We start from the raw sequence: 24,459 nt of genomic DNA on the forward strand, positions 1-24,459 counted from the left end.
CCGCGTCCCCGCCGACCGACATACCATGAGCCCATCGATGAGCAAGCCCGCCCCCACCACCAGCCTCGACCTGCTGCGCGAACTGATCGCCTTTCCCTCGGTCACGCTGACACCCAATGCCGACCTCATGGCGCGCGTGCGCGAGCTGCTGGGCGCGGCCGGCATCGATTCCATGCTGGTGCCGGACCCGGACGACGACAGCCGCTGCAACCTGTTCGCCACCGTCGGGCCGCGCGACCTGCCCGGCGTGATGCTCTCCGGCCACACCGATGTCGTTCCCACCAAGGGCCAGCCCTGGACCACGCCGCCTTTCGAGGCCACGGAAAAGGACGGCCGCCTGTACGGGCGCGGCAGCTCGGACATGAAGGGCTTCGTCGCCTGCGCGGTCATGGCCATGATCCACGCCGCCCGCCGTCCCCTGCGGCGCCCCCTGCACCTGGCCCTGTCCTTCGACGAGGAAATCGGCTGCGTCGGCGTGCGCCACCTGATCCGCGCCCTGGCGGACATGCGCCCCGCGCCTGCCCTGGTCATCGTCGGCGAACCCACGCTGATGAAGATCGGCACCGGCCACAAGGGCAAGGCGGCCTACCGCGCCCTGTGCTGCGGCCAGGCGGGCCACTCGGGCCTGGCGCCTCGTTTCGTCAACGCCATCCACACGGCGACCGACCTGGTCGCCGCCCTGCGCGACGTGCAGCGCGACCTGAGCGTCAGCGGCCCGCGCGAAGACGGCTACGCCATTCCCTACTCGACGATCCACGCGGGGACGATACGCGGGGGCACGGCCCTGAACATCGTGCCGCAGGAATGCGAAGTGAACTTCGAGATCCGCAACGTGATGGAAGACGATCCCGCCGACATCCTGGCTCGCGTGCTGGAACGCACGCAGGCCCGGATGCGCGAAGCCCAGGCCCTGCCCGACGCCGTGCCGCCCCGGGTCGATCTCGTCAACGCCTACCCCGGCCTGTCCACGGCGGAGGACACGCCCGCCGTGCGCCTGCTGGCGTCGCTGCTGCCCGAGGGCACCGCGCGCACCAAGGTCGCCTTCGGCACCGAAGGTGGCCTGTTCCGCCAGCAATGGGACGACACGCCCGTGCTGGTGTGCGGTCCCGGCAGCATCGAGGTTGCGCACAAGGCCGACGAATACGTCGAGATCGCCCAGATCGACGCCTGCGATGTGATGATGGCGCGGTTGACGGACTATCTGTGCATTAATGAATCATTATCCTGATCTATGACTCATTAATACTACAATTTCTGCTGGATATTCTGGCCGAAGCGGCGTTTCGGGGTCTCCGGCCCTGGTTTTGCGTGAATTTCGCACCGGCGACTCATTAATAGTACATACCCCGTTGAAAAGTACTATTATTGAGTCATGAAGAAGAAGATCGAACCCAGCTTCGATGCCGCCGAGGCCCTGGCCCGCCTCGGCGAAAACCTGCGCACCGCCCGCCTGCGCCGCACCGAGACCGAAGCTGCGCTGGCCGCCCGCCTGGGCGTATCCCGCTCGACGATCGTGCGCCTGGAAAAAGGCGACGGCGGCGTCTCGGCCGCGCTGCTGGTGGAAGCGCTGCTCCAGTACGGATTCGATGAACAGGTCTTCGCGCTGGCCGATCCGCAACAGGACAAGGTGGGGCTGCGCCTGGATGCCGTACGCCGGCCCGTCCGCGGCTCCCGCAAGGCCGCGCAGGCGCATCGTGCCGACCCCGCCAAGCTATAGCGCGACGGCCATGAAGAACCGCAAGGACAAAGAGGTCGAAGCCGAGCTCTACGTCTACGTCGACATCCGCGGCGAAGCCGTGCTGTGCGGCCTGCTTACCCTGGACGATGCCGGCGAGGACCGCTTCTTCGCGCAGTTCACCTATGTGCAGTCCTATGTGAACGACCCGCGCGCCTTCCCGCTGGACCCGCTGAACCTGCCCCTGATCGACACCAGTACGACCTTCAGCACCACCAGCCGCTATGAAACCCTGGGCGCGATCTTCGACGCCGCGCCCGACGCCTGGGGCCGCAACGTCATGCGCATGGACAACGCCGGCGCCCGCGTGCCGGAAGACGAGGTCCTGCTGAAAGGCCGCGGCATGGGCGTGGGCGCCCTCTTCTTCAGCGCGCGGCTGCTGACGCCGAACATGCGCAAGGTGTACCGCCTGCCTGAAATCACGCAGGTGGAATCGCTGACGGACCTGATCGCCGATATCGACCAGGGCATCAAGCCCAAGGGCCTGTACCGCGACCTGCTGGGCAGCTCGTGGGACATCGGCGGCGCGCGCCCCAAGACCATCGTGCGGGATGAACACGGCGAAATGTGGATCGCCAAGTTTCCGCGCCGCGGCGAATCCTACGACCGGCAGCGCGTGGAATACGCCAACCTGCGCATGGCCCGCGACATCGGCCTGAACGTGCCGGAAATCCGCCTGGTGGACACGCACCTGGGCGCGGTGCTGCTGACGCACCGCTTCGACCGCGGCCTGCTGCCCGCCCGGGACGCCACCGGGCCGGTGGTGGCGCGGCGCCATTTCCTGAGCGGCGCGGCGCTGATCAGCCCGTCGGTGCAGATCGGCAAGCGCGAGCTGGACGGCCCGCGCGGCAAGGCGACATACTCCTATGCGCGCCTGGCCGACGTGGTCCGCCGCGTGTCGTCCAATCCCATCCACGACCTGAAGGAACTGTACGCGCGCATGATGCTGAACGTGGCCGTCCACAACACCGACGACCACCTCAAGAACATCGGTTTCCTGAAGGACGAAGACGCCGATACCTACCGGCTCGCGCCGCTGTTCGACGTCACCACGCAGGAAGGCTCGGCCAGGCATTATCTGCACGTCGGCGCGCAGGGGCGGCTGAGCTCCTTCGAGAACTGCCTGACCGAATACCGCCGCTTCGGCCTGCGCGGCGAAGAAGCCGCGCGCTCCATCCTCGACCACGTACGCGCGGTGGTCGCGCGGCGCCGGGCTTACTACGAGCAGGCCGGCATGACGCCCGGGGAAATCGAGCGGATCGAATCATCGCTGTCGGCCTGGCATGCCGGCAACGCCGAGCCGTAAGCCTTCGGCGGGCCGGACGCTACACTTGTCGGCCTTGCCGGCATCTGCACCGGCACATCGGGGGAGCAAAAAATGAGTGGCCTGGATATACCAGCCCTGAAAATATTCGTCGCGGCGGTCGAGGAAAAAAGCCTGTCCAAGGCGGCCGAGCGGCAATGCCTGGTCACGTCCGCGGCCAGCAAGCGCGTCGCGGAAATGGAACGGCACCTGAACCGAGTGCTGCTGCACCGCCACGGCAGGGGCGTCGAGCCCACGCCCGCCGGCATGCTGCTGTACCAACGCGCCAAGGCCATCCTGCGCAGCCTGCAACTGGCCGAAGCGGCCGTGGAAGGCTACGCGGTGGACGGCATGGCCAAGATCCGCCTGGCCAGCGTGCCGTCGCCCATCCTGGTCATGCTGCCCGCGCAGATCGGCCGCTACCTGCGGGCCAACCCGAGGATCAGCGTGGACCTGCTGGAGTGCTACAGCTACGAGATCCCGCGCATGGTGGCGGAAGACCGGGCCGACATCGGCATCTACCATGGCCGCCATCCCGCGCCGGGCGTCCTGTCCTATCCCTATATCCGCGATCGCGTCGGCCTGGTGGTGCCGCTGGGGCATCCCCTGGCCCGCCGCCAGGCAGTCCACCTCGAAGACGCGGTCGACTACGACCTGGTGGGATACTTTCCGCGCCATTCCTTCGACCAGTTCCTGGCCTATGTGGACCAGTCGGTGTCGCGGCCGCCGAACGTCCGGCTGCAGGTGTCCAACTTCGAAGCGCGTTGCCGCATGGTGCAGGAAGGCCTGGGCCTGGCCGTGCTGCCGGAAGCCATCGCCAGCAAATACCTGGTCGATATGGGGCTGGCATGGCTGCGGCTGGAAGACGAATGGGCCGAACGGCAGTTCTACATCTGCGTGCGGCACATACGCGATCGGGACAAGGCGGTCGACGAGTTGGTGGACGTGCTGCGGCCGGCGGAATAGCGCGCCGCCCGGCGGGCCGCGCGCCCCCGGTCGCCATGCGCATGGCGCGGCTCAATACGCGGCCCGCAGCAGCGCCAGGTAATCCTGCTTGTCCAGCGGCCGCGGATTGGTCTTGTGGGCATTATCGGCCAGCGACGCGTCGGCAATGGCGTCGAATATGCGCTCGTCCACGCCCAGCGCCTGGAGCCCGGGCGGCAGGCCCAGGCGCCGGTTCAGGTCCAGGAAGACCTGCCGCAGGTCCGCGTCGTCGGGCAGGCCCATGGCCTGGCGCAGCGGCGGCAGCTTGTCCGCCAGCCACTCGCGGTTGTAGCCGATCACGTGCGGCAGCAGGATGGCATTGAGCGTGCCGTGATGGTGGTTCAGCGCGCCCAGCGCATGGGACATGGAATGCACCGCGCCCAGCCCTTTCTGGAAACAGATGGCGCCTTCCAGCGCGCCCATCATCATGTGCCAGCGGCCTTCGCGATCGCCGCCGTCTTCGGTGACGCGCTCGATGTGGGCGTAGACCCGCTTCAGGCCATCCAGCGCGATGGCGTCGGCCGGCGGATTCACGGTGGGCGAGCAGAAGGTTTCGACGCAGTGCGTCAACGCGTCCATGCCGGTCGCGGCCGTCATGTAGCGCGGCAGGCCCAGGGTCAGCTCGGGATCGCAGATCGCCGCCTTGACGACGTTCGGACACCCTACCCCGGCCTTGATGCCGTTGCGGAAAATGATCACCGCCGAGCGGCCGACTTCGCTGCCGCTGCCCGACGTGGTGGGCAGCACGACCAGCGGCGGCGTATCGGCCACCGGGCGCGGCTTGGCGTGGCGATTGCAGTATTCCCACAATGGCGCCGGATCGCCGCACATCACCGCGATCGCCTTGGCCAGGTCCAGCGAGGCTCCCCCGCCGATCGCGACGATCCCGTCGCACTGCTCACGCACGAACATGGCGTGGCCGGCTTCCACCGCGTCTTCGGTCGGGTTGGCCGGCGTGTCGTCGAATACCGCAGGCTGGCGACCGCCCGTGGCCACCGCGCCCAGAGGCTCGATCGCCATCGCGAAGACGCCCGCCGCGATCAGCCCCTTGTCGGTCACGAACATGGGGCGTTTCACGCCGTTGCGCGCCAGCTCGCCGGGCAATTCGCGCCGGCTGCCGTAGTCGAAGTGCACTTTGGTCAGGAACTGGAGGATGGACACGCGGCTTGCTCCCTGGTGAAACTCAATTCAACGACACGCCGGCCTGCTTGATCGCCACGTCCCATTCGGCCAGCTCCTTGTCGATGCGCTGCTGGAATAGCTTCGGGCCTTCGGAGATGATGACCGAGCCCAGCATGGTGGTCAGCTGTTCCTGGACGGCGGGCCGCGCGGCGATCTCGGCCAGGTCGGCGTGGATCTTCTCGACGACCTTGGGCGGCGTGCCGGCCGGCGCCAGGAATCCGTACCAGGTGGCGATGTTCACGCCCTTCACGCCCAGTTCGTCCAGCGACGGCACGTCGGGCAACTGCGGCACGCGCTTGTCGTAGGTAATGGCCAGCGCGCGGATCTTGCCCGCCTTGATCTGCGGCAGCGCGGAGCTGAGCGTGGCGAAGGACATATCGACGGTGCCGCCCATCAGGTCGGCGATCGCGGGCGCGGCGCCCTTGTACGGCACGTGCAGAATGGACGTGCCGGTCTTCTGGCTGAACAGGACGCCCGCCAGGTGCGGCGTGCCGCCGTTGCCCGAGGACGCATAGGTGTATTTGCCGGGATTCTGCTTGAGCACCTGCAGGAACTCCTGGAAGTTCTTCGCCGGGAAGCTGTCGCGCACCACCAGCACATTGGGGGCCAGCGCCAGCAGCGCGATGGGGGCGAAGTCCTTGGACGTATCGAACTGCATGCCCTTGTACATCGCCGGGTTCATCGTATGGTTGCCCAGGGCCACCAGCAGCGTATAGCCATCCGGCGCGGCCTTCGCGACGTAGTTCGTGCCGATCAGCGCGTTGGCGCCGGCCTTGTTCTCGATGACGACCGGCTGGCCCCACTTCTTGGACAGTTCCTGGCCGAACAGGCGCGCGAAGGGATCGGCGGAGCCGCCGGCGGGGAAGCCGACGACCACCGATACGGGACGGTCAGGGTAATCGGCCGAAGCCGGTGCGGCCGATGCCAGGCTGGCCAGCGCCGCCGCGGCGGCAAAGAAATGCTTGAGCGTCCAGGACGGGCCCATGAGTGTCTCCATTTTGTTCTGGTTATGCGGCGCCGGCCTGCTGGCGGCGTCCGTGGCGCCCTGTGCTGCGGGTCAGGCGCCAGACAAGATTATGGGCAGCCCGGCGCGGACTGCATTGAAATTTTGGAACACCGCAGTTCTCTTACGGGCAAAAGTCTTGGCACCCCGCGCTGATACGATAGCCCGTCGCATCGCAGGCGCTGCGGAACAACAGGAGACAACGATGTACGAACAACCCGCCCTTTATATCGACGGCCGCTTCGTCACCGCCGAAGGGCGAGCCACGCAGGCGATCACCAACCCGGCCACCGGTGAGATCCTGGGGCAGTTGCCCCATGCAACCACCGAAGACCTGGATCAGGCGCTGGCGAGCGCGCAGCGGGCCTTCCAGGTCTGGAAGCGCACCTCGCCCATGGAGCGTTCGGCGATCCTGCGCAAGGCCGGCGACCTGCTGCGCGAACGCGTCCAGGACATCGCCCGCAATATTTCGCTGGACCAGGGCAAGCCCCTGTCCGAAGCGCTCGCGGAAACCGACAAAAGCGCCGAGCACGCCGACTGGCACGCCGAAGAAGGCCGCCGCGTCTACGGCCGCGTCATTCCCCCACGCCAGGCCGACGTCCGCCAGTTCGTGGTGCGCGAACCGGTCGGCGTCTGCGTGGCCTTCTCGCCGTGGAACTTCCCGATCGGCCAGGCGTCGCGCAAGGTATTCGCGGCCCTGGGCAGCGGCTGCACGCTGGTCATCAAGGGCCCCGAGGACAGCCCCAGCGGCGTCATCGCCTTGGTGCGCGCCCTGCACGACGCCGGCCTGCCCGCCGGCTGCCTGAACCTGGTCTGGGGCGTCCCGGCTGATATCTCCAACTACCTGATCCGTTCGCCCATCGTCCGCAAGGTCTCGTTCACCGGTTCGACCGCCGTCGGCAAGCAGGTGGCGGCGCTGGCCGCCAGCCATATGAAGCGCATGACCATGGAGTTGGGCGGACACGCGCCCGTCCTGGTGTTCGACGACGCAGACCTGGACCGCGCGGCCGACATCCTGGCCCGCTTCAAGATGCGCAACGCGGGCCAGGTGTGCATTTCACCGTCGCGTTTTTTCGTGCAGCGCGGCGCCTACGACAGATTCGTTGCGCGCTTCGTCGACATCACCGCGTCGCTGAAGGTGGGCGACGGCCTGGACCAGGGCGTGGACATGGGCCCGCTGGTGCATGATCGCCGCGTCGCCGCCATGGAGAGCTTCATGGAGGACGTCCACCAGCGCAAGGGGGAAGTGCTCACGGGCGGTTCGCGCGTCGGCACACGCGGTTCTTTCTTTGCGCCGACCGTCGTCGCCGGCCTCCCCGCCGATGCGCGCCTGATGCATGAAGAACCTTTCGGGCCCATCGCCCCGATCGCGCCGTTCGACACGTTCGAAGACGGCATACGACTCGCCAACGCCCTGCCCTATGGGCTCAGCTCATACGTCTTCACGGAATCGCTGCGCACCGCCACGCAGGCGTCGAATGCCTTGGAAGCAGGAATGGTCAACATCAACCATTACGGCAGCGGCGCGGCGGAAATGCCCTTCGGCGGCGTCAAGGACAGCGGCATCGGCAGCGAAGGCGGCGCGGAGACCTTCGACGGGTATCTGGTCACCAAATTCATCACGCATCGGTAAGGAGCGCCGCGCGGACGACGCCGCGACGGTGTCCGGCCGGGTCAGGCGGACGTCTCGCCGCGGCGGCCGGCGCGGCGGGGGCCCAGCGAACTGGCCAGCGCGTCCAGTTGCCTGTCCTTGCCCGCCAGCCGTTCCGACACGTCGGCCAGCGACTGCCGCAGCTCCGCCTCGCGCCTGTCGGCGACGGCCGCCGCGGCGCGGGCGGCCGACTGCTCGGCCTCCAGCCTGGCGGATGTCGCCGCCAGTTCGGCGCGCAGCGTCGTTTCGCCGCGCAGCGCCTGACGCAATTCTTCCTGCAGCGTGGCGATCGCCGCCTGCATTTCGCCGCGCGCGTGTTCCGCCGCCTGCCTTTCCTTGTCCAGGGACAGGCGTTCGCGCTCCGCCGCCTCGCGTTCCCGCTCCGCCGACTGCCGGTCGCGTTCCGCGGCCTGGCGCACGCGCTCGATCTCGGCCGTCAGGCGCTTGGTGGCCTGGCGTTCCGCATCCAGCTCGTTCAACCAGCGGCGCTCCTGCGCCGCGTGCCGCGCCTCGGCTTGCGCGAGCGCATCGGCCTGCCGGCCTTGCACGTCGACCAATTGGGCGCGCAAGGCTTCCGCCTCGACGCGCGCCTGGGTCGCGGTCTCTTCCGCCATCGCGGCCTTGCGGCGTTCGGTGCGCGATTCGTCGGCCGCCGCGCGGGCGGCGTCCTGGGCGGCGGCCAGTTGCTGGCGCAAGGCTTGCAGGCCGAGCTCCAGGTCCGCTTCGCGCGACTCCAGCCGTACCTGCGCCAACGCCAGTTCCCGCTCCAGCGCCGCCAGCCGATCGCCTTCGGCCGCCAGCCGGGAGGTCTCATCGGACTGCCCTTCCCGCACCAGCTCGTGCGCCTGCGCCAGTGCCACGCGCCATAACTCCCGGGACAGGCGCGCCACGGCATCCGGCACCTCGTCCGGGCCGCTTCCGACCAGGCGCTGGCCCAGCCCCGCGAACCAGGAATTCAGGAAACCCGTAATGGTATTGGGCGAACCGCGGCCGAGCTTCAGGCGGACGCGCTCGATGGTCGGCCGTTCGCCTTCCCGCAGCAGCGCGTCGGCGGCGGCGTGGACGTCGAGTTCTGTGATGGCCATGGATCCTCTTTTCGAAACGGCGCCGCGCGCACGCACCTGCGGCCGCCATCAACAGGCGGCGACCAGGCATTAAGTTGCGATAAGGGAAGTTTATCCACCGTAGACGGACAAACAATACATATATCGTACATCGTATGTATTATTTAGTACACCCTCAGCCAACCGGATCCGTCGCCCCCACCTTCAACGCCTCTGCTCGCGGTTGATCAGCAGGCACAGAGAGTCCACGGAAGTGCTGTCCGCGGCTACGGCCAGGCCATCCGCGAAAGTGGCCCCGGTCAGGCGGGTAAGGACCTCACCGCTCGGCATCTCCACGGCGAGACGCGCGCCGCGCTCCCACGCCGAGCGGACCGTGTCATACCAATTGACTCGACGAGCAAGATTGTTCGCAAGGTCGTCGGAAATAGCGGCAGGGTCATGCAGCCGGCGGGAATGGGTGCCGCTCAAATAAACGATACGCGGGCGTTGCAGGACGACCGTAGAGAACGCGCGGCGCAGGGTGTCGGCGGCGCCGTTCAGCAATTCGCAATGAGACGGCACGCTTACGGCGAGGCGGGTGCATCCGGTTGAACCGGCTGCCGTGGCCAGTGCCGCCGCATGTGTCATGGCGTCGTTCGAGCCTGAGATGACGATCTGCCTTTCCGCATTGATATTGGCCAGGTAGACAGGCTGACCGCCTCCCCGGACCTGTTCCACCAGGGCCTGGACTTGGTCCGCGTCCAGGCCCTGGATGGCGGTCATGCCATAACCCCTTGGATACGCCTCCTCCATCAAGCGGGCGCGCAGGGCAACCAGGCGCAAGGCATCCTCATACGACAAGGCGCCCGCCACCACTGCGGCTGGATAGGCGCCGATGGACATACCGGCGACCATATCGGGCAGTCCTTCCCTCTCGGCAAGGGTTCGGCCCATCGCCACGCCCGCGATCGTCAAGGCGAGTTGAACCGCGACAGTCGAACGCAGCGCCTCCTCGGTCTCGAGCGCCAGAGGATCCAGTTTCAGAACGTCTTCCGCTATCCGCAGCGTTTGAGCCACTTCGGCCGTTGCCGGCAGCCGCGACAGCATGCCCGGCCGCTGCGAGCCCTGTCCCGGAAAAGTAAACAGCACGCTCACGAGGCTGGTTCCACGGTGCGAGCGTGCGTTTCGGCCCAAGGGTCGGCCCAAGGGTCGGCCGTCAGAATCGGGCCGTGGTTCGTCTTCAACAGGACCTGGCCGCGGCGGGCGCGCCATTCATTGAGCGCGAAGCCACCCGAACCGGTCTCGATCTGGATATCGAGCCGGCACGCCACCCGATCCGCCAGGTGGCCCAGGTATTCAACTTCATCCCTGGTCAGCGGCGAGCTTGCACGGATGCGCAAGTCCAGGTCGCTGTCGTGCCTGAGCAGGCTCGTTTTGGTCGCCAGACAAAATCCCGTGCTGCCCGTGGGCCCCCATGGCAGGCCGCAGCGGTCGAGATCGTCTGCCAGGCTCCGCAGCGCGCGCATGCTCGGAAGCGCATGCTGCGGGTGCGTCAGCCAGGCGCGAGTGCGCGCCAGGGTTTCGGGCGTAACGATGTTCAAAATGTGCCCGGGAAGCGTCCAGGCCGCGTAGCGTTGCGACCGGGTGGCACCTCGCAGCCCGACGGGGATATACGGTGAGCAGTGATCACGCCGCACCACCACGGGCCAGGCTGCGTTGCGCCAGTGCGGCCAGATCGGCCGCTCGGCGCCGTGCGGCGCCGATGGTACGGCAGCCGGATCAAGCCACAGTAGATCGTGAGGCCGTGCCAAACCGGGACCGACGCAGCTCATGCTTTCACTCAGCCCATAATTCCTGAAGGCGAGCGCGTACACGGTTCGACATCTGCCGTCCAGGGTGCCCTCTTCGGCTTTCCAGACCCGTTTCCGGGTCCGCGCGTATATCGGCGAGCGCTTCCTCGAGCGTGCTGCGCGCCGCGGCAATATCCGCGGGCGTGGGTGCGCCGGCATGTTGGACGCGCAGCAGACGCCACAGTAGCCCCAGCGACGCATAGCTGGCGATGTCATAAGCCATCGGCGCAATTTCGGCGGCCAGCGCTTCCAGCTGCGTGACCGAGCGCTGTGTAATCCGCGCTGCCGCTTCCTTTCCCATTGCGTGGACCGAAACTTCCGCATCGTCCAGCGCGACCAGCCGATTCGCCTGATAGCCGTGAGCCAGAAACGCGCCCGACATGGCCTTCCCGACCAAGAGCGCAATGACAGGATGCCCCGCTTGGCGCGCTTCGGCATAGGCGGCTGCCGCGCCGGCCAAAGCCTGGTGTATCCCGAAAGCCTCTTCCCGTCGGCCATATGCCTGGCTGACCACGTCCACGATGGCGACGATCGGGCGCTTCAGGGCATGGTCCGCGTCTTCTGTCATGACTTCGCGGACTGCCTGGGCCAGCGACCATCCTTCGAGTAGCCCGACCTCGCCATTGCGCGCTCTGGGGAAGGGGTTGGAAGGGTCTGGCACCACCGCGATATAGCGGGCGGGTGCGTCAGCGAGGGTGCTGTCAACGGCGACCACCGAGGGCAAGCGACCTGAAATGGCGTGGCCGCCCGCGGTGAGCGCGGCGATCCAGATCTGGCCTCGACTCGGTTTGTGTTCCGGGCCCGTGGTCGTGGAAGTGTCGTGGGGCATGGCTAGCGGCTCCCGTTATACAGTGTGCGGACGGCGTCGGCGTCAGGTTGGACGCTTGTGTCAACGGTGCCGAGCCGCGCAAGGTAATCCTCCACGCGGTCGCTGCGCGGCATCCTTTGGACGCCCTCTTCCAGTGCGTTCACGATAGCCCTGCGCACCGCGTCGGCGTCGTCGTCCACATAATCGTCCGCCAGGCCTGATGCGTGACGCTGCTCTCCGCCGGATAAGCTCCAGATGAAAGGACGGTCGCGTGAGTCATACTCCGCGATGCCCGCTTCCTGTTCAATGACCTGGGGACCGTTCAATCCCAATCTTGCCTCGCGGGTCACGACCAGATGGCTGCAAAGCGCCGCCGCGATCGACATGCCGCCGAAGCAACCCACCGATCCCGCGATGACGCCGACCACTGGCTGGTAGCGACGCAAGTCCACGATCGCCGCGTGGATCTCGGCAATCGCGGCCAGGCCCAGATTGGCCTCCTGTAGCCGCACGCCACCCGTTTCAAGCAGCAGGACGGCTCGCGTCGGTATGCCTTTGCGGTTGCTCGCCGCGGCGAGCTCCAATGCGCCGGCTATCTTGGCGCCACCGACTTCGCCCAGGCTGCCCCCCTGGAACGCACCCTCGATGGCCGCGACCACGACGTCATTGCCTGCGATCCGACCTTTCAGGATCACAACCCCATCATCCGATTGGGGAACGACGCCCTGCGGCTCCAACCAGGGAGAGAGCATGCGCTCGAACGGATCGATCAGCTCGCGGGCGGTATGTGCATCCATCAAGGCGTGGGCACGTTCTCGCGCGGTCAGCTCCACAAAACTTCTTCGATCCAGCAGTTCCTGAATGTTCATCCCTGACTCCCGGTCCTGGTATTCAACTGCTCGAATACTTGCTCCAGGCGCATCCGCACCACGCCTGGTGTCGCGCCAAAGTCCCTGATCTCGATCCTGGAGGCCGGCAGCGATGTCCCATCGAACATGCGAGCCAATACCGCGCTCCAGATCTTGCTCATGCCATTTACCGAGGTCGTGATCGCAATCTCTGTCTTGCCAGCGGTGTTCGGCTCAAGCAGGATTTCGAGGTCGCCTGAGCTGACGATACCGGCCAAGACCCGGCTGGCCGCGGGCGCGCCCGCTGAGAACTCGAGATTCAGACGTTCCAATTGATTTCTCCCGTCGAGGTGGCGGTCGCGTCCACGGTGTGTTCATTGCCGAGGCGGTCCAGGAATAGCGCCGCCGCCAAGAGGTCAGCCGCGCCGCCAGGTGAGACATTGCGCTCGAGAAGCGCCATTTCCAGTTCTCGCAGGGCTGTTCGGCCAGGCAGGGTGCCCGCGCCGCCTGCGGCGAGCACGGCTTTCGCGCCGTCCTGCACGCACGCCAATGCCGCCGTTCCGCCTCGCGCCAACACGCAGGTGTCGTCCAGTGTGGCCATCACCGAGAGCAGCGCGTTCAAACGTGCCGCGTTTTCCATGTCGCCGGCCGCGCGCGACCGGCGCAGGGTCGGCAGCGCAACCGATACCACGTGGGGGAAGCCCGCTCGGGCCTGCCCCTTTGCGCCCCCCACGCCGTAGATCAGGCGCGCACGCTCGCCCTTGTGCCCTGTCGTCAGCGGGGCGCCGGGATCTTCGATACGAGCCAAGGCTCCGGCCAGGACGGCGACTTTTTGATGGGCATCGTCGAAGGAGCGCGCGGCCGCCGTTACAAGCAGCCCTATTGCCCAGATCGCACCTCTGTGGGTATTCACGCCGCGTGTCGCGTGGAGCATGGCGCGTTCACCCTCCCGCCCTATGCAGCCAATCCGCCGGCGAAGGACGGGCAGATCGTCGGAATCGAGCGCGGCAAGCGCCATCGTGGCAAATGCGGGCTGTAATGCGCGCGCGGAGGCGCACATCAGCGGCCAGGACAGGTCCGTGTGGGCGCCACTGCTCCGGAAGTCGACGAGGCCAGGCTTGGGCGCCAGCGTGGCTTCATCGATCAAGGCAGCGACCGCCTGCTCCGCAAGGTATTGAGCCACGTCGGTGCGGGCGATGGGGTCCCAGAGCATCGGCATCACCAGCTCCGGAACTTTGCGGGCGGTTTGTAGAGATCGCCGGACCAGCTGACCAGGTCCGCCACATTCTTGGCGGCCAACAGGGACCGGGTGGCCTCCTGTCGATTCACGCCGAGATCTTCCGGCATGGCGATCAGGCCCTCTTTCCGCAACGTCTCGGTCCGTTTACGGTCTTGCGTCATGCCCACTGGCGTGACGCCCGATACGGCCGCGATCATCGCCTTGCGCTCATCCACGGAACGCGCCTTGTAGAGATAGGCAATGCCCTCTTCCGTCAGCACGTGGGTGACATCGTCGCCATAGATCATGATCGGCGCCAAGGGCATGCCGCTCTTGCGGCCGACGTCCACGGCATCCAGGGATTCGACGATGCAGGGACGCCCTCCCGCCTGGAAGGTTTCCACGACCTGCACGACGAGCTTGCGGCCACGAGACAGTGGATCGTCGGTCTCGATGAGATCCAGCCACGCCGGAGTCGGATGCCGGCGGCCACGAGGATCGTGCCCCATGTTCGGCGCACCACCGAAGCCGGCCAGGCGTCCGCGCGTCACCGTCGACGAATTGCCCAGGCCGTCCATCTGCAGGGTGGATCCGATGAACAGGTCCACCGCATACTGGCCTGCGAGCTGGCACATCCCTCGATTGGATCGCATGGATCCGTCATGGCCGGTAAAGAAGATGTCAGGGCGTGCCGCGACGTAATCCTCCATCCCGAGCTCGCTGCCGAAGCAATGCACACTTTCCACCCAACCGGACTCGATGGCGGGAATCAGCGTGGGATGCGGATTCAAGGTCCAATTCCGGCAAATCTTGCCCTTCAGGCCGAGCTTCTCGCCATAGGTGGGCAGGAGAAGCTCGATCGCCGCGGTATTGAAGCCGATGCCATGGTTCAGCGACTGCACATTGTGGCGCTCGTAAACGCCGCGGATCGCCATCATCGCCATGAGCACCTGCATGGGCGTGATGAGACGGGGATCGCGTGTGAACAGCGGCTCGATGAAGAACGGCCTGTCGGCCTGCACGATCAGGTCGATCCAGCTGCCGGGAATGTCGACGCGCGGCAGATCTTTCGGGTCATCCACGATCTCGTTGACCTGAGCGATCACGATGCCATCGTGGAAGGCCGCGGCCTCCACCAGCATAGGCGTGTCTTCGGTGCTCGGCCCGGTATAGAGATTGCCCTGTCGATCAGCGGTATAGCCGGCCACCAGGACGACATTGGGAATCAGGTCGACATAAAGCCGCGCGTAGAGCTCGATATAGGTATGTATTGCCCCGACTTCCAGCAGCCCGTCTTCCAGGAACTGGGAGATGCGGAGGCTTTGCGCGCCGGCGAACGCGAAGTCGAGCTTGCGAGCGATGCCGCGTTCGAACAGATCGAGGTGTTCGGCCCGGGAGACGCTGGGCATGACCAGGTGGAGATTCGATACACGCGCGGGGTCCACCTGCGCCAGCGACCGGGACAAGAAGTCCGCCTGCTTCTGGTTATTCCCTTCCAGCACGACCCGATCGCCCGGGCCGATCACACGCTCGAGCGCCTGGACAATGCTCTCAGGCCGCAAGACGAGGCCATCCGCCAGGTCCTTGATCAATCCGAGGCGACGTTGCTTCTCCGCTCGGCGCTTGCTCCATTGAGGGTCTAATCGGGCACCCGGCTGCATCGTCCACTCCGTCTCGTTGGGGTCGTCACCCAGGCAAGATAGACCTCGGAGGGAAGCTGTTCAATAAAGCTAAGTGGCGTTTCATTACCCAGGGAGTAATAATCGGGGCAAGGCGGCCCTCCCCGCCACTCCAGGCGCCGCCACTCCAGGCACCGAACTTCGCGCACGGGGCTTTCAGGATGGAACATGCAGATAGACGAACAAATCACCTTTCGGAAGCTTGAAATCTTTCTGTCGTTCATCGATCTGGGAAACATGACCCGGGTCGCGGAGGCAACGGGGCTGAGTGTCGTGAGCGTCCATCGTGCCCTGCATTCGCTGGAGGAAGGCGTGCAGTGCCCCTTGTTCCGACGCGACGGCCGCAAACTGATCCCGCTGGCTTCGGCCTATGCCCTTGCCGAACACGCAAAGATCGCTGTCCGACATTGCCTGCAAGGGATAGAAAAAGCGCGACAGGCATCCGGCTTCGCATCGGATCGGCTCAGGGTGGGCGCGCTCTATTCGCTGACGCTTCGCACCATCCCGACGTTGTTGACTGGTTTGCGCGGTCGACGCCCTGAGGTCGAGGTCGATCTTGTGCTCAGTTCCAATCGCGCACTACTGAAAAAGCTAGCGGACGGTGAGCTTGATGCCATCGTGATCGCGGTCGACGAGGCAGGCGTACCGCCCGAGTTACAGAGCGTCCAGGTGTTTGAAGACGCGATGTGGTTCGCGGCGCCGCGGAAATCCCCGTTCGCCAAACGCCACGAGATTGATCTCCGAGAATTCACCGCTGCCGAGTTCGTCAGCCTGAGCGACGACTTCGCGACCTACCATGACTTCGCGCGTGCCTTTCAGATCGCGGGTTTCGAGCCACGCATCACGATGAAGGTCGGGGACATTTTCTCCCTGATCAATCTCGTGAGCGGCGGGATCGGCTATGCGCTGCTGCCCGGGCGGGTCGCCGATTTCAGTACGCAGATCCAGCTTATTCCGTTGGCCGAACCCTATGCGCTGCGACAGCAGATCAGGCTGCTTTTCCAACGGAATCGTGAGCGCGACCCCAACCTGCTGTCGCTGGCCGCGGAGTGCCGGCTGTTTCGGCGCGGCGCGTCGGAAACGGCCGCATGAGCTGGTCCGGGACCTTCCTGCTGACCCCTCCACCGCCTTCATCTTCAGCAGTTCGCCGCACAGGTGCGCCGACGAACCGTTCCCCGCGGAGCCAGGTTCCGGTACCGCGCCGGCGCGATCGCGAGCGGCGCGGAGGTACCATGACGGCACGCCGCGGCCGCGGCGTGCCCCTCGGATTGGATCCGCATGGAACTTCGACACCTCCGCTATTTCCTGGCGATCTGCGAAGCGAAAAGCTTCTCGCGTGCGGCCGAACGGCTGCACGTGACGCAACCCACCCTGTCGCACCAGATTCAGCAACTGGAAGAACAGCTCGGCACCCGCCTGCTGGAGCGGCGCGGCAACCGCACCGAACCGACGGCCGCCGGCGAGGTCTTCCGCGTCCACGCGGCGCAGGCGCTGCAGGATGTCGCCGCCGGCGTCATGGCGGTCCATGAGCTGGAAGGCCTGATCCGCGGCAGCCTGTCGGTCGCCGTCTTCCACTCGTTTTCCAACACCCGCCTGCCGGCGGTATTCGCCGACTACGCGTCGCGCTATCCGGGCGTGCGCATCGTCGCACGCCAGCTATCGCGCCATGACATGGAAAAGGAACTGCTGGGCGGGCGGCTGGATTGCGCGATCGGCTACCTGGAACCCGCCGACGACGCGCAGATCGAGGCGCAGACCCTGTTCGACGAAGCGCTGGTGCTGGTGGTCGGCGCCCGCCACCCCTGGGCCGGCCGGCGCAGCATCCCCATGAAGCGGCTGGCCGAACTATCGCTGGTGTTGCTGACGCCCGAGTTCGGCGCGCGCTCGTACCTGGACGACTATTTCGCCAGCATCGGCGTGACGCCGCACATCGTGCTGGAGATGAATGCCATCGACCCCATCCTGGCGACCATCCGCGATACCGCCCTGGCCACGGTGCTGCCGCAAGGCGCGGTCGGGGACACGCGGCGCGTGCGAGCGGTGCGGCTGACCGAGCCGGTGCCCCGACGGCGGGCGGCGATCCTGTGGCGCCGGCACGGCACCCGGTCCGCCGCCGCGACCCGGCTCGCCGAAATGTTGGCGGCCGAGTACGCCGACCAGGGCAAGCGCAAGCCGCCACGCGCGGGCTAGGCGATATAGCCACCATCGATATCCCGCATCGAAATTAATCATTTGATCTATGGCCTGCCTCGCCGCAGAATGAACTCGCCAAATACATGAGCCCCTAAGGGCCGCTGGCGCAACTTCAAGGGGAAGTGTCATGGTTCTGCTATCCGCGGCCCGCCTGGGCTCGCGCGGGCGGGCGTTCGTCCGCACCGTGTCTCCGTTCATCTGCCGGTCGGCCCGGCTCGGCTTGTTCATTCGCCCGTCCGCCCGCCTGGGCGACCTCGTCAAGCGCCTGCTGCCGGCCATCGCCATCGCCGCCGCGCTGGGCGCGGCGCCCGTGGCGGCCCAGGATTGGCCCAGCCGGCCCATCCGCATGCTGATCCCCTTCCCGCCGGGCGGCGTGTCCGACGTCATGGGCCGCTTCTGGGCGCAAAAGCTGACCGATGCCCTGAAAACCCCGGTCGTCGTCGAGAACCGCCCCGGGGCCGGCACCACCATCGCGGCCAGCATCGTCGCCAAGGCGCAGCCCGACGGCTACACGCTGTACTTCGCCGACGTGACCACGCACGCCATCAATGCCACGCTCTACCAGAACCTGCCGTTCAAGAGCGACAAGGACTTCACGGATATCTCCCTGCTGGCGGCGGCGCCGCTGGCCTTCGTCGTGCGGCCGGACATCCCGGCCAAGACGCTGGCCGAGTTCATCGCCCTGGCCAAGGCCAAGCCCGGCTACCTGAACTATGCGTCTTCCGGCAACGGCACCATCCTGCACCTGGCCGGCGAGACGCTGAAGCGCATGGCGGGCATCGATATGGTCCACGTGCCCTACAAGGGCAGCTCCGACGCGGTGATGGCGACGCTGGGCGGCCAGGCCGCCGCGACGTTCTCGGCCTTGCCGCCCGCCCTGCCGCAGATCCAGTCCGGCAAGCTGCGCCCGCTGGGCGTGACGTCGACCGCGCCCAACAGCACGCTGCCCGACGTGCCCCCCATCGCCAAGACCCTGCCCGGCTTCGACATGGTGCTGTACTCGGGCATCCTGGGGCCGGCCGGCATGCCGCCGGACGTCGTCAAGCGCATCAACGCCGCGGTCAGCGGCATCTTGAAGGAACCGGAAACGCGCCGCTTCTACGAGAGCGTCGGCGCCGATCCGGTCGACATGAGTTCCGCGGCATTCACCACGCGCATGACGTCACTGATCCAGGAAATGGGCGTGGCGGTGCGCGAGTCCGGCGCCGTGGTCAATTGAAACTGTAGAGAGCAAAAACCATGTCCGACACCAACGTCCTACGCATTGCCGGCCTGGAAGTCGCGCCCGGCCAGCGCGCATCCACCATGCTGCACGTCACCCGTACCCTGCGCGGCGATCTTGCCGTCCCGGTCCACGTGATCAATGGCGCCCGGCCCGGCAAGGTCTTCGCCGTGCTGTGCAACGTGCACGGCGACGAGGCGATGCCCCTGCTGTCGGCGCTGCAGCTCTGGCGCGAGACGGATCCCGCCGCGATGCGCGGCGCGCTGGTCATCCTGCCCGTCTGCAATCCGCTGGCGTTCTCCGATTTCCGCCGCGAAAGCGCCGAACAGCGCGAGAACACCGATCTGCACCGCTGCTTCCCGGGCAATGCGCGCGGCTCGGTCACGGAGATGATCGCCCGCGTCCTGACGGACCAGGTGCTGGACCACGTCGACGCCTTGTGCGACATGCACTCCGGCGGCCAGGGCGGCCGCATCCATCAACGTTCCGACTTGAACGAGGATGCCACCGGCGAGGTGCGCGAAGCCAGCCTGCAGCTGTGCCGCGTCTTCGGCACCGGCGTCGTGCACGTCAACTTCCTGCCGCCGTCCACCGCGGTCGGCTACCTGAACAGCACGGGCCGCCCCGCCGCCGGCGTGGAAATCGGCGGCACCTACATGAGCGGTCCCATGACCGAGGAATTCCAGGCGCGCGTGGTGCGCGGGCTGCGCAACCAGATGAAGGCGCTGGGCATCCTCGAAGGCGAACCCGAACTGCAGGGCAAGCAGCACCTGTTCACGCGCCGCGAACGCAAGGAAGCCAATCCGACGCGCGGCGGCTACGTCATTTCTCTGGCCAACCGGGTCGAGGACCTGGGCCGCCGGGTCAAGAAAGGCGAAAAGCTGGGCGTGGTGGTGGACCCCTACACCCTGGAGGAATCCGAGACCCTGAGCGCGCCCTGCGACGGCATCCTGTTCTTCAGCCGCATGTCCGGTCCCGCCGAAGCCGGCGCGAAAGGCTATGCGATCGCCGACAGCGCCGGCGTGCAGGAGCTCTGATGGCAGGCAACACGCTCTATGCCGCGGCGCGCCTGCACGGCTTCTGCGCGGCCGCGCTGCAAGCCCTGCACGTCCCGGCGCCGGATGCGGCGCTGGTCGCCGACTGCCTGGTGGCGGCCAATCTGCATGGCGTCGACACGCATGGCATGGCGCGCCTGCCCACCTATCTGCGCCGCCTGGCGCAAGGGGCCATCAACGCACGGGCCCAGCCGCGCGTGGCGCGCGAGTTCGCCGCCACGGCGGTGGTCGACGGCGACAACGCCCTGGGTCCGGTGGCCAGCCATATGGCCATGCGCGAAGCGATCGAGCGCGCGCGCCGCTACGGCATCGGCTACGTCGCGGTGCGCGCCAGCAATCATTTTTCCTACGCCGCGTGGTATTGCGAACAGGCCGCGGCCCAGGGAATGATGGGCTTGTGTTCGTCCGGCGGCGAGCCCACGGTGGCGCCCTGGGGCGGCAAGCGCGCCTTCTTCACCAATAGTCCCCTGGCGTTCGCGGCGCCGACCAGCGGCGAACCCGTGGTGGTGGACCTGGCCACCAGCGTCAGTTCGCGCGGCAACATCCTGCTGGCCGAGCTGCTGGGACAGCCCATTCCCGCCGACTGGGCGCTGGACGCCGAAGGCCGGCCCACCACCGAGGCCGCCGCTGCGCTGAAAGGCTCGGTGCTGCCCATGGGAGGCGCCAAGGGCTATGCCCTGATCGTCGCGCTGGAGGTGCTGAACAGCGTGCTGGCCGGCGGCGCCATGGCGCCCGAGGTGGGATCGCAGGCGGCGCAGGACGGCCGGCCGGCGGGCGTGACGCATTGCTTCATGGCCATCCATCCGGACGCGCTCATGGATCGCGACGAATACACCGCGCGCATCGACACGCTGTGCGCGCGCACGCTCGCCGCGCCGGCGGCCGACGCCGCCCATCCCATCCGCCTGCCCGGCGACCGCCGCCGCCAGATCGCCGCCGAACGCGCGGCCACGGGCATCCCCCTGCCGGCCAAGCTGGTCGACGAACTGCGCGGGGCGGCCGAACGCCATGCCCCGGCGGCCGCGGGGCTGCTGTGACCGCATCCCGGGCAGGCCGCGCGCGCCGACCGGCCATGCGACCGGCCCCCCGCATCCACGCGGACGCCGCGTGCCCGGACATCCGTCCATTCGAGGATCGCCATGACTGAATTGACCGCCTACACGCGCCCCGACGGGCGCCGCGGCATACGCAACCTGCTGGCCGTGGTCGCCGCCACCGACGCCGCCAACCCTGTCGCGCGCCGGCTGGCCGCGGCCCTGCCCGATTGCGTGGCCATCACGCCGCTCTACGGCCGCGGGCAACTGGGCGAGGATCTCGCCCTGTCCATACGCACCATGGTCGGATTGGGCAGCCACCCCAACGTGTACGCGACCCTGGTGGTCAGCCTGGAACGCGTGGCCGGCACCCGCGTCTACGAAGGTATCCGTGCCGCCGGCACGCCTTGCGAGGTCATGGGCATCCAGGAAGAAGGCGGCACGCCCGCCCTGTTCCGGCGCGGCCTGGACTTGCTGGAGCAATGGCGCGCGCAGGCACAGGCCCAGCCCCGCGAGCCGGCGCGCATCTCCGACTTCGTGATCGGACTGGAATGCGGCGGCTCGGACACCACCTCCGGGCTGGTCGCCAATCCGGCCATCGGCCTGGTCACGGATCGGCTGGTCGACGCCGGCGCGACGGCGATTTTCTCGGAGCCGGTCGAATGCCTGGGCGGCGAAGCGGCGCTGGGCGCGCGCGCCGCCGATGCCGGCGTGCGCGAACGCATCGACGTCACCATCCGCAAGTACGAGGACATCGCCCGACGCGCCGGCGTGGACCTGAACAAGACGAACCCGGCGCCGGACAACATCCGCGGGGGCCTGACCACCATCGAGGAAAAATCGCTGGGCTCGATCTGCAAGACCGGCAGCCGCACCATCGCCGGCGTGCTCGGCTATGGCGAAGCCGCGTCCGCCCCCGGCCTGTACCTGATGGACGCGCCGGCGCCCGCGACCGAGAACATCACCGCCCTGGCTGCGGGCGGCTGCCACCTGATCCTGTTCGCCACCGGCGTGGGCAATTCCATCGGCAACCCGGTGTCCCCCACGGTCAAGATCTGCGGCAACGACCGCACCTGCCGGACCTTCGCCGACCACATCGACGTGGACCTCAGCGCCGTGCTGCTGCACGGGCGTTCGCTGGAAGAAGCGGGAACGCAGGTCTGGGACGCGATGGCCGCCATCATCAATGGCCAGCCGACCTGCTGCGAAGTCCTCGGCGAAACGGAAACCGCCATCAGCCGCATAGGAGAATCCGTATGAACGCCACCGCGAAAATCTGGGTCGTCCATCGCGACGACAACGTCGGCACCGTGGTGGGCGCGGATATCCCGGCGGCGGCCCCGGTTCCGCTGGCCGGCTGCGTGCAAGGCGCGGTCGAGGTCGCCGAGCCGGTCCCCTACGGCCACAAGATCGCGCTGCGGGCATTGCAGGCCGGGCAGGAGGTCGTCAAGTACGGCGTGGTCGTGGGCCGCCTGTCCGAGGCGGTCGCGGCCGGCCGCCACGTGCACGTCCACAACCTGGAATCGCAACGCGGCCGCGGCGATCTGGCGGCGGCCCGCTAGTCCCGCGCCGAAGTGAACGACACCGTGCTTCCACCGATTGTGGGCACGGTGCCGGCAGGCCACACTGCACCGATGAACATCCGGCAGCTCGTCTCATTCGCGCGCGTGGCGCAGCTCGGCAGCTTCGCGGCCGCGGCCAAGGCCCTGCACGCGACGCAGTCCACGATTTCGACGCGCATACGCGAACTGGAGACCACCTGGGGCGTCGAACTGTTCGACCGCTCCCCTCACGGCCTGCAGCTCACCGCCAAGGGCGAGGAAATCCTGCCCTGGGCCAGGCAGATCATCGCGCTGTCCGAACGCATCAGCTTTCACCTGGGCGAGCCGGAAGCCATCACCGGCCTGCTGCGCATGGGTGTGGCCGGCCGCATCGCCCATACCTGGCTACCGCGGCTGATCGCGGCGATCCGCGCGCGCTATCCGCGCGTCCGCTTCGAAATCCGCCTGGGGCTGACCGCGCCCTTGCTGCAGATGGTGCGCTCGGGCGAGCTGGATATCGCGTTCGCCGGCGCGCCCATCACCGACCCCACGCTGGAAGCCGTGTCGCTGGGGCATGACGAATTCGTCTGGATGGCGTCGCCGGGGCTGGAGATTCCCGAGGAACGGACGCTGACGCCGGCGGATCTGGCGCACTATCCCATCGTCGGGCTGTCGCAGGCCTCGCCTCACCACCCGGCGATCGCGCAATGGTTCGGCGCGGCGGGCGTGGAATACAGTCCCTTGATTTCCTGCAGCGACATGGGGGTGGCCGCGAAGCTCATCGCGGCCGGGCTGGGGGTGGGTTTGCTGCATCGTGCCTCGCACCGCAACGAGGTGCTGGCCGGCTTGTTGACGGTACTGGATACCGCGCCGGCCTTTCCACGCCTTGAATTCGTGGCCGTGCACCAGCGCGGCAATACCAGCCCGCTGGTAACGGCGGTCGCGCTGCTCGCCGCGGAACTGAGCGACTTTCCGCGCGAAACGATGCCGCTGACGTGAGCGGTCCTCCGCCGGCCGCGGCGGGGGTCGGCGGAGATCGGGCGGGCTCTGCCCGCCCTGGCCGGCCGTGGCGGACCGCGGCGGACGGTCCTAGCCGAAATCAGCGGGCGGCGGTGCGGATGCCCGCCTTCTGGATCACCTGCGCCCACTTGGTACGCTCGCCCGACATGAATTCGCCGAACGCCGCCGGCGTCATGCTTTGCGGCTCGGTGCCGATGGCGACCAGCTTCTGGCGCACATCCTCGCGCGCGAGGATCTTCGCGGTCTCCTTGCTGAGCATATCCACGATGGCCGGCGGCGTACCCGCCGGCGCGACCAGTCCGTACCAGACCGTCACGTCGTAACCGGGCAGGCCCTGCGAGGCGACGGTGGGAATTTCCGGGACCATGGGCGATCCATGCGCGCCCGTCACGGCCAGCCCGCGCAACTGGCCGGACTTCACCATGGCTGCCGCCGTGGGCATGTTGTCGAAGATCAGGTCGACCCGCCCCGCCACGACCTCGCTGACGGCCTGCGGGCCGCCCTTGAATGGCACGTGCGTCATCTCGATGCCGGCCATGGACTCGAACAGCTCGGCCGACATATGCGGCGACGATCCCGTACCCGCGCTGCCGTAGAAGAGCTTGCGCGTCTTGCCGTAGGCGATCAGCTCCTGCACGTTCTTGACCGGCAGGGACGGGTTGACCAGCAGGATGTTCTGGATGCCGGCCACCAGCGATATCGGCATGAAGCTGCGCGTGGCGTCGTAGGGCAGGTCATCCTGCAAGGCGGGATTGACGGCCAGCGCCGAGCTCGATCCCATCAGCAGCGTATAGCCGTCCGGCGCGCTGCGCGCGGCCACGCCGGTGCCCAGCGCGCTGCCGGCGCCGGGACGATTCTCCACGACGACCGGCTGGCCCAGGTCCAGCGTCATCTGTTCCGCCAGCGTGCGCGCGAGCACGTCGGACGTACCGCCTGGCGTGAAGGGGACGATGATCTTGATGGGCCGCTCGGGATAGGCGCCGGCATGCGCCAGTCCCGCCCATCCCAAGGGAAGGATCAATGAGAACGCCGCAAGCAGGCGCGCGCCGGCGCCGCGCATCGCGCAGGAAATTTTCATGGAATACCCCT

At 67.4% G+C, this 24,459-nt stretch carries 24 protein-coding genes; 13 read left to right on the forward strand and 11 right to left on the reverse strand.

All coding sequences use genetic code 11. The features are described from left to right. The first annotated feature begins 37 nt into the window (after positions 1-37). From argE to CAL26_RS14350, 4 genes are all read left to right on the forward strand, one after another. Positions 38-1,228, forward strand: a complete 1,191-nt coding sequence (gene argE, locus CAL26_RS14335; RefSeq protein WP_094847560.1) for an acetylornithine deacetylase — start codon at positions 38-40, stop codon at positions 1,226-1,228. A 144-nt stretch (positions 1,229-1,372) separates the two neighbouring features. Further along, complete coding sequence (locus tag CAL26_RS14340; RefSeq protein ID WP_094847561.1) at positions 1,373-1,717, forward strand: helix-turn-helix domain-containing protein; 345 nt, start codon at positions 1,373-1,375, stop codon at positions 1,715-1,717. A 10-nt stretch (positions 1,718-1,727) separates the two neighbouring features. Then, a complete protein-coding gene (locus CAL26_RS14345; protein ID WP_094847562.1) occupies positions 1,728-3,041 on the forward strand; it encodes a type II toxin-antitoxin system HipA family toxin in 1,314 nt (437 codons plus the stop codon). A gap of 72 nt (positions 3,042-3,113) precedes the next feature. Next, on the forward strand, positions 3,114-4,004 hold the full coding sequence (locus CAL26_RS14350; RefSeq protein ID WP_094847563.1) for a LysR family transcriptional regulator: 891 nt from the start codon (positions 3,114-3,116) through the stop codon (positions 4,002-4,004). Between the two features lie 51 nt (positions 4,005-4,055). On the opposite strand, the gene CAL26_RS14355 is transcribed toward CAL26_RS14350, so the two are convergent. Together CAL26_RS14355 and CAL26_RS14360 are read right to left on the reverse strand one after the other, a co-directional pair. Continuing rightward, complete coding sequence (locus tag CAL26_RS14355; RefSeq protein ID WP_094847564.1) at positions 4,056-5,183, reverse strand: iron-containing alcohol dehydrogenase; 1,128 nt, start codon at positions 5,181-5,183, stop codon at positions 4,056-4,058. Between the two features lie 22 nt (positions 5,184-5,205). Beyond that, positions 5,206-6,189: a Bug family tripartite tricarboxylate transporter substrate binding protein gene (locus tag CAL26_RS14360; RefSeq protein ID WP_094847565.1), complete on the reverse strand. Its 984-nt coding sequence runs from the start codon at positions 6,187-6,189 to the stop codon at positions 5,206-5,208. Between the two features lie 223 nt (positions 6,190-6,412). On the opposite strand from CAL26_RS14360, the gene CAL26_RS14365 reads away from it, so the two are divergent. Then, entirely contained in the window at positions 6,413-7,840 is a 1,428-nt protein-coding gene (locus tag CAL26_RS14365) for an NAD-dependent succinate-semialdehyde dehydrogenase (protein ID WP_094847566.1), read from the forward strand. Positions 7,841-7,881: 41 nt separating this feature from the next. On the opposite strand, the gene CAL26_RS14370 is transcribed toward CAL26_RS14365, so the two are convergent. From CAL26_RS14370 to mdcA, 8 genes are all read right to left on the reverse strand, one after another. Beyond that, complete coding sequence (locus CAL26_RS14370) at positions 7,882-8,943, reverse strand: DNA-binding protein (RefSeq protein WP_094847567.1); 1,062 nt, start codon at positions 8,941-8,943, stop codon at positions 7,882-7,884. Positions 8,944-9,126: 183 nt separating this feature from the next. Further along, positions 9,127-10,056, reverse strand: coding sequence for a malonate decarboxylase subunit epsilon (gene mdcH, locus CAL26_RS14375; RefSeq protein ID WP_094847568.1), 930 nt, complete (start codon positions 10,054-10,056; stop codon positions 9,127-9,129). After that, positions 10,053-10,733 carry a malonate decarboxylase holo-ACP synthase gene (locus CAL26_RS14380; RefSeq protein WP_094847569.1) on the reverse strand — a complete coding sequence of 227 codons (681 nt, stop codon included), beginning with the start codon at positions 10,731-10,733 and terminating at the stop codon, positions 10,053-10,055. Before CAL26_RS14380 ends, mdcH begins: the two co-directional genes overlap by 4 nt. Positions 10,734-10,737: 4 nt before the next feature. Continuing rightward, a complete protein-coding gene (mdcE, locus tag CAL26_RS14385) occupies positions 10,738-11,580 on the reverse strand; it encodes a biotin-independent malonate decarboxylase subunit gamma (protein WP_094847570.1) in 843 nt (280 codons plus the stop codon). A 2-nt stretch (positions 11,581-11,582) separates the two neighbouring features. Next, positions 11,583-12,428, reverse strand: a complete 846-nt coding sequence (locus CAL26_RS14390; RefSeq protein WP_094847571.1) for a biotin-independent malonate decarboxylase subunit beta — start codon at positions 12,426-12,428, stop codon at positions 11,583-11,585. Further along, positions 12,425-12,739, reverse strand: a complete 315-nt coding sequence (locus CAL26_RS14395; protein WP_094847572.1) for a malonate decarboxylase subunit delta — start codon at positions 12,737-12,739, stop codon at positions 12,425-12,427. The genes CAL26_RS14390 and CAL26_RS14395 overlap by 4 nt, the downstream gene beginning before the upstream one ends. Next, positions 12,727-13,626, reverse strand: coding sequence for a triphosphoribosyl-dephospho-CoA synthase (locus CAL26_RS14400; protein ID WP_094847573.1), 900 nt, complete (start codon positions 13,624-13,626; stop codon positions 12,727-12,729). Before CAL26_RS14400 ends, CAL26_RS14395 begins: the two co-directional genes overlap by 13 nt. After that, positions 13,626-15,287 carry a malonate decarboxylase subunit alpha gene (gene mdcA, locus CAL26_RS14405; protein ID WP_094847574.1) on the reverse strand — a complete coding sequence of 554 codons (1,662 nt, stop codon included), beginning with the start codon at positions 15,285-15,287 and terminating at the stop codon, positions 13,626-13,628. The genes CAL26_RS14400 and mdcA overlap by 1 nt, the downstream gene beginning before the upstream one ends. A 186-nt stretch (positions 15,288-15,473) precedes the next feature. On the opposite strand from mdcA, the gene CAL26_RS14410 reads away from it, so the two are divergent. The 8 genes from CAL26_RS14410 (at position 15,474) to CAL26_RS14445 (ending at position 23,349) form a co-directional block, all read left to right on the forward strand. Continuing rightward, entirely contained in the window at positions 15,474-16,397 is a 924-nt protein-coding gene (locus tag CAL26_RS14410; protein WP_094847575.1) for a LysR family transcriptional regulator, read from the forward strand. 186 nt (positions 16,398-16,583) lie between these two features. Continuing rightward, positions 16,584-17,495, forward strand: a complete 912-nt coding sequence (gene cynR, locus CAL26_RS14415; protein ID WP_094847576.1) for a transcriptional regulator CynR — start codon at positions 16,584-16,586, stop codon at positions 17,493-17,495. 130 nt (positions 17,496-17,625) lie between these two features. Next, positions 17,626-18,717, forward strand: coding sequence for a Bug family tripartite tricarboxylate transporter substrate binding protein (locus CAL26_RS14420; protein WP_094847577.1), 1,092 nt, complete (start codon positions 17,626-17,628; stop codon positions 18,715-18,717). A 20-nt stretch (positions 18,718-18,737) separates the two neighbouring features. Continuing rightward, positions 18,738-19,757: a succinylglutamate desuccinylase/aspartoacylase family protein gene (locus tag CAL26_RS14425; RefSeq protein WP_094847578.1), complete on the forward strand. Its 1,020-nt coding sequence runs from the start codon at positions 18,738-18,740 to the stop codon at positions 19,755-19,757. After that, on the forward strand, positions 19,757-20,812 hold the full coding sequence (locus tag CAL26_RS14430) for an Ldh family oxidoreductase (protein ID WP_094847579.1): 1,056 nt from the start codon (positions 19,757-19,759) through the stop codon (positions 20,810-20,812). Before CAL26_RS14425 ends, CAL26_RS14430 begins: the two co-directional genes overlap by 1 nt. A gap of 102 nt (positions 20,813-20,914) precedes the next feature. Further along, on the forward strand, positions 20,915-22,069 hold the full coding sequence (locus tag CAL26_RS14435; protein WP_094847580.1) for a UxaA family hydrolase: 1,155 nt from the start codon (positions 20,915-20,917) through the stop codon (positions 22,067-22,069). Continuing rightward, the gene (locus CAL26_RS14440; RefSeq protein ID WP_094847581.1) at positions 22,066-22,371 is read left to right on the forward strand and encodes a UxaA family hydrolase; all 306 of its coding nucleotides are present in this window, start codon (positions 22,066-22,068) and stop codon (positions 22,369-22,371) included. Before CAL26_RS14435 ends, CAL26_RS14440 begins: the two co-directional genes overlap by 4 nt. 72 nt (positions 22,372-22,443) lie before the next feature. Continuing rightward, entirely contained in the window at positions 22,444-23,349 is a 906-nt protein-coding gene (locus CAL26_RS14445; protein WP_094847582.1) for a LysR family transcriptional regulator, read from the forward strand. Between the two features lie 100 nt (positions 23,350-23,449). Here CAL26_RS14445 and CAL26_RS14450 read toward each other — a convergent pair whose 3' ends face one another. After that, positions 23,450-24,448: a Bug family tripartite tricarboxylate transporter substrate binding protein gene (locus tag CAL26_RS14450; RefSeq protein ID WP_256988434.1), complete on the reverse strand. Its 999-nt coding sequence runs from the start codon at positions 24,446-24,448 to the stop codon at positions 23,450-23,452. Positions 24,449-24,459 lie beyond the last annotated feature (11 nt).

Origin of the sequence: Bordetella genomosp. 9 (assembly GCF_002261425.1) — a bacterium.
Lineage (GTDB): Bacteria > Pseudomonadota > Gammaproteobacteria > Burkholderiales > Burkholderiaceae_B > Bordetella_C.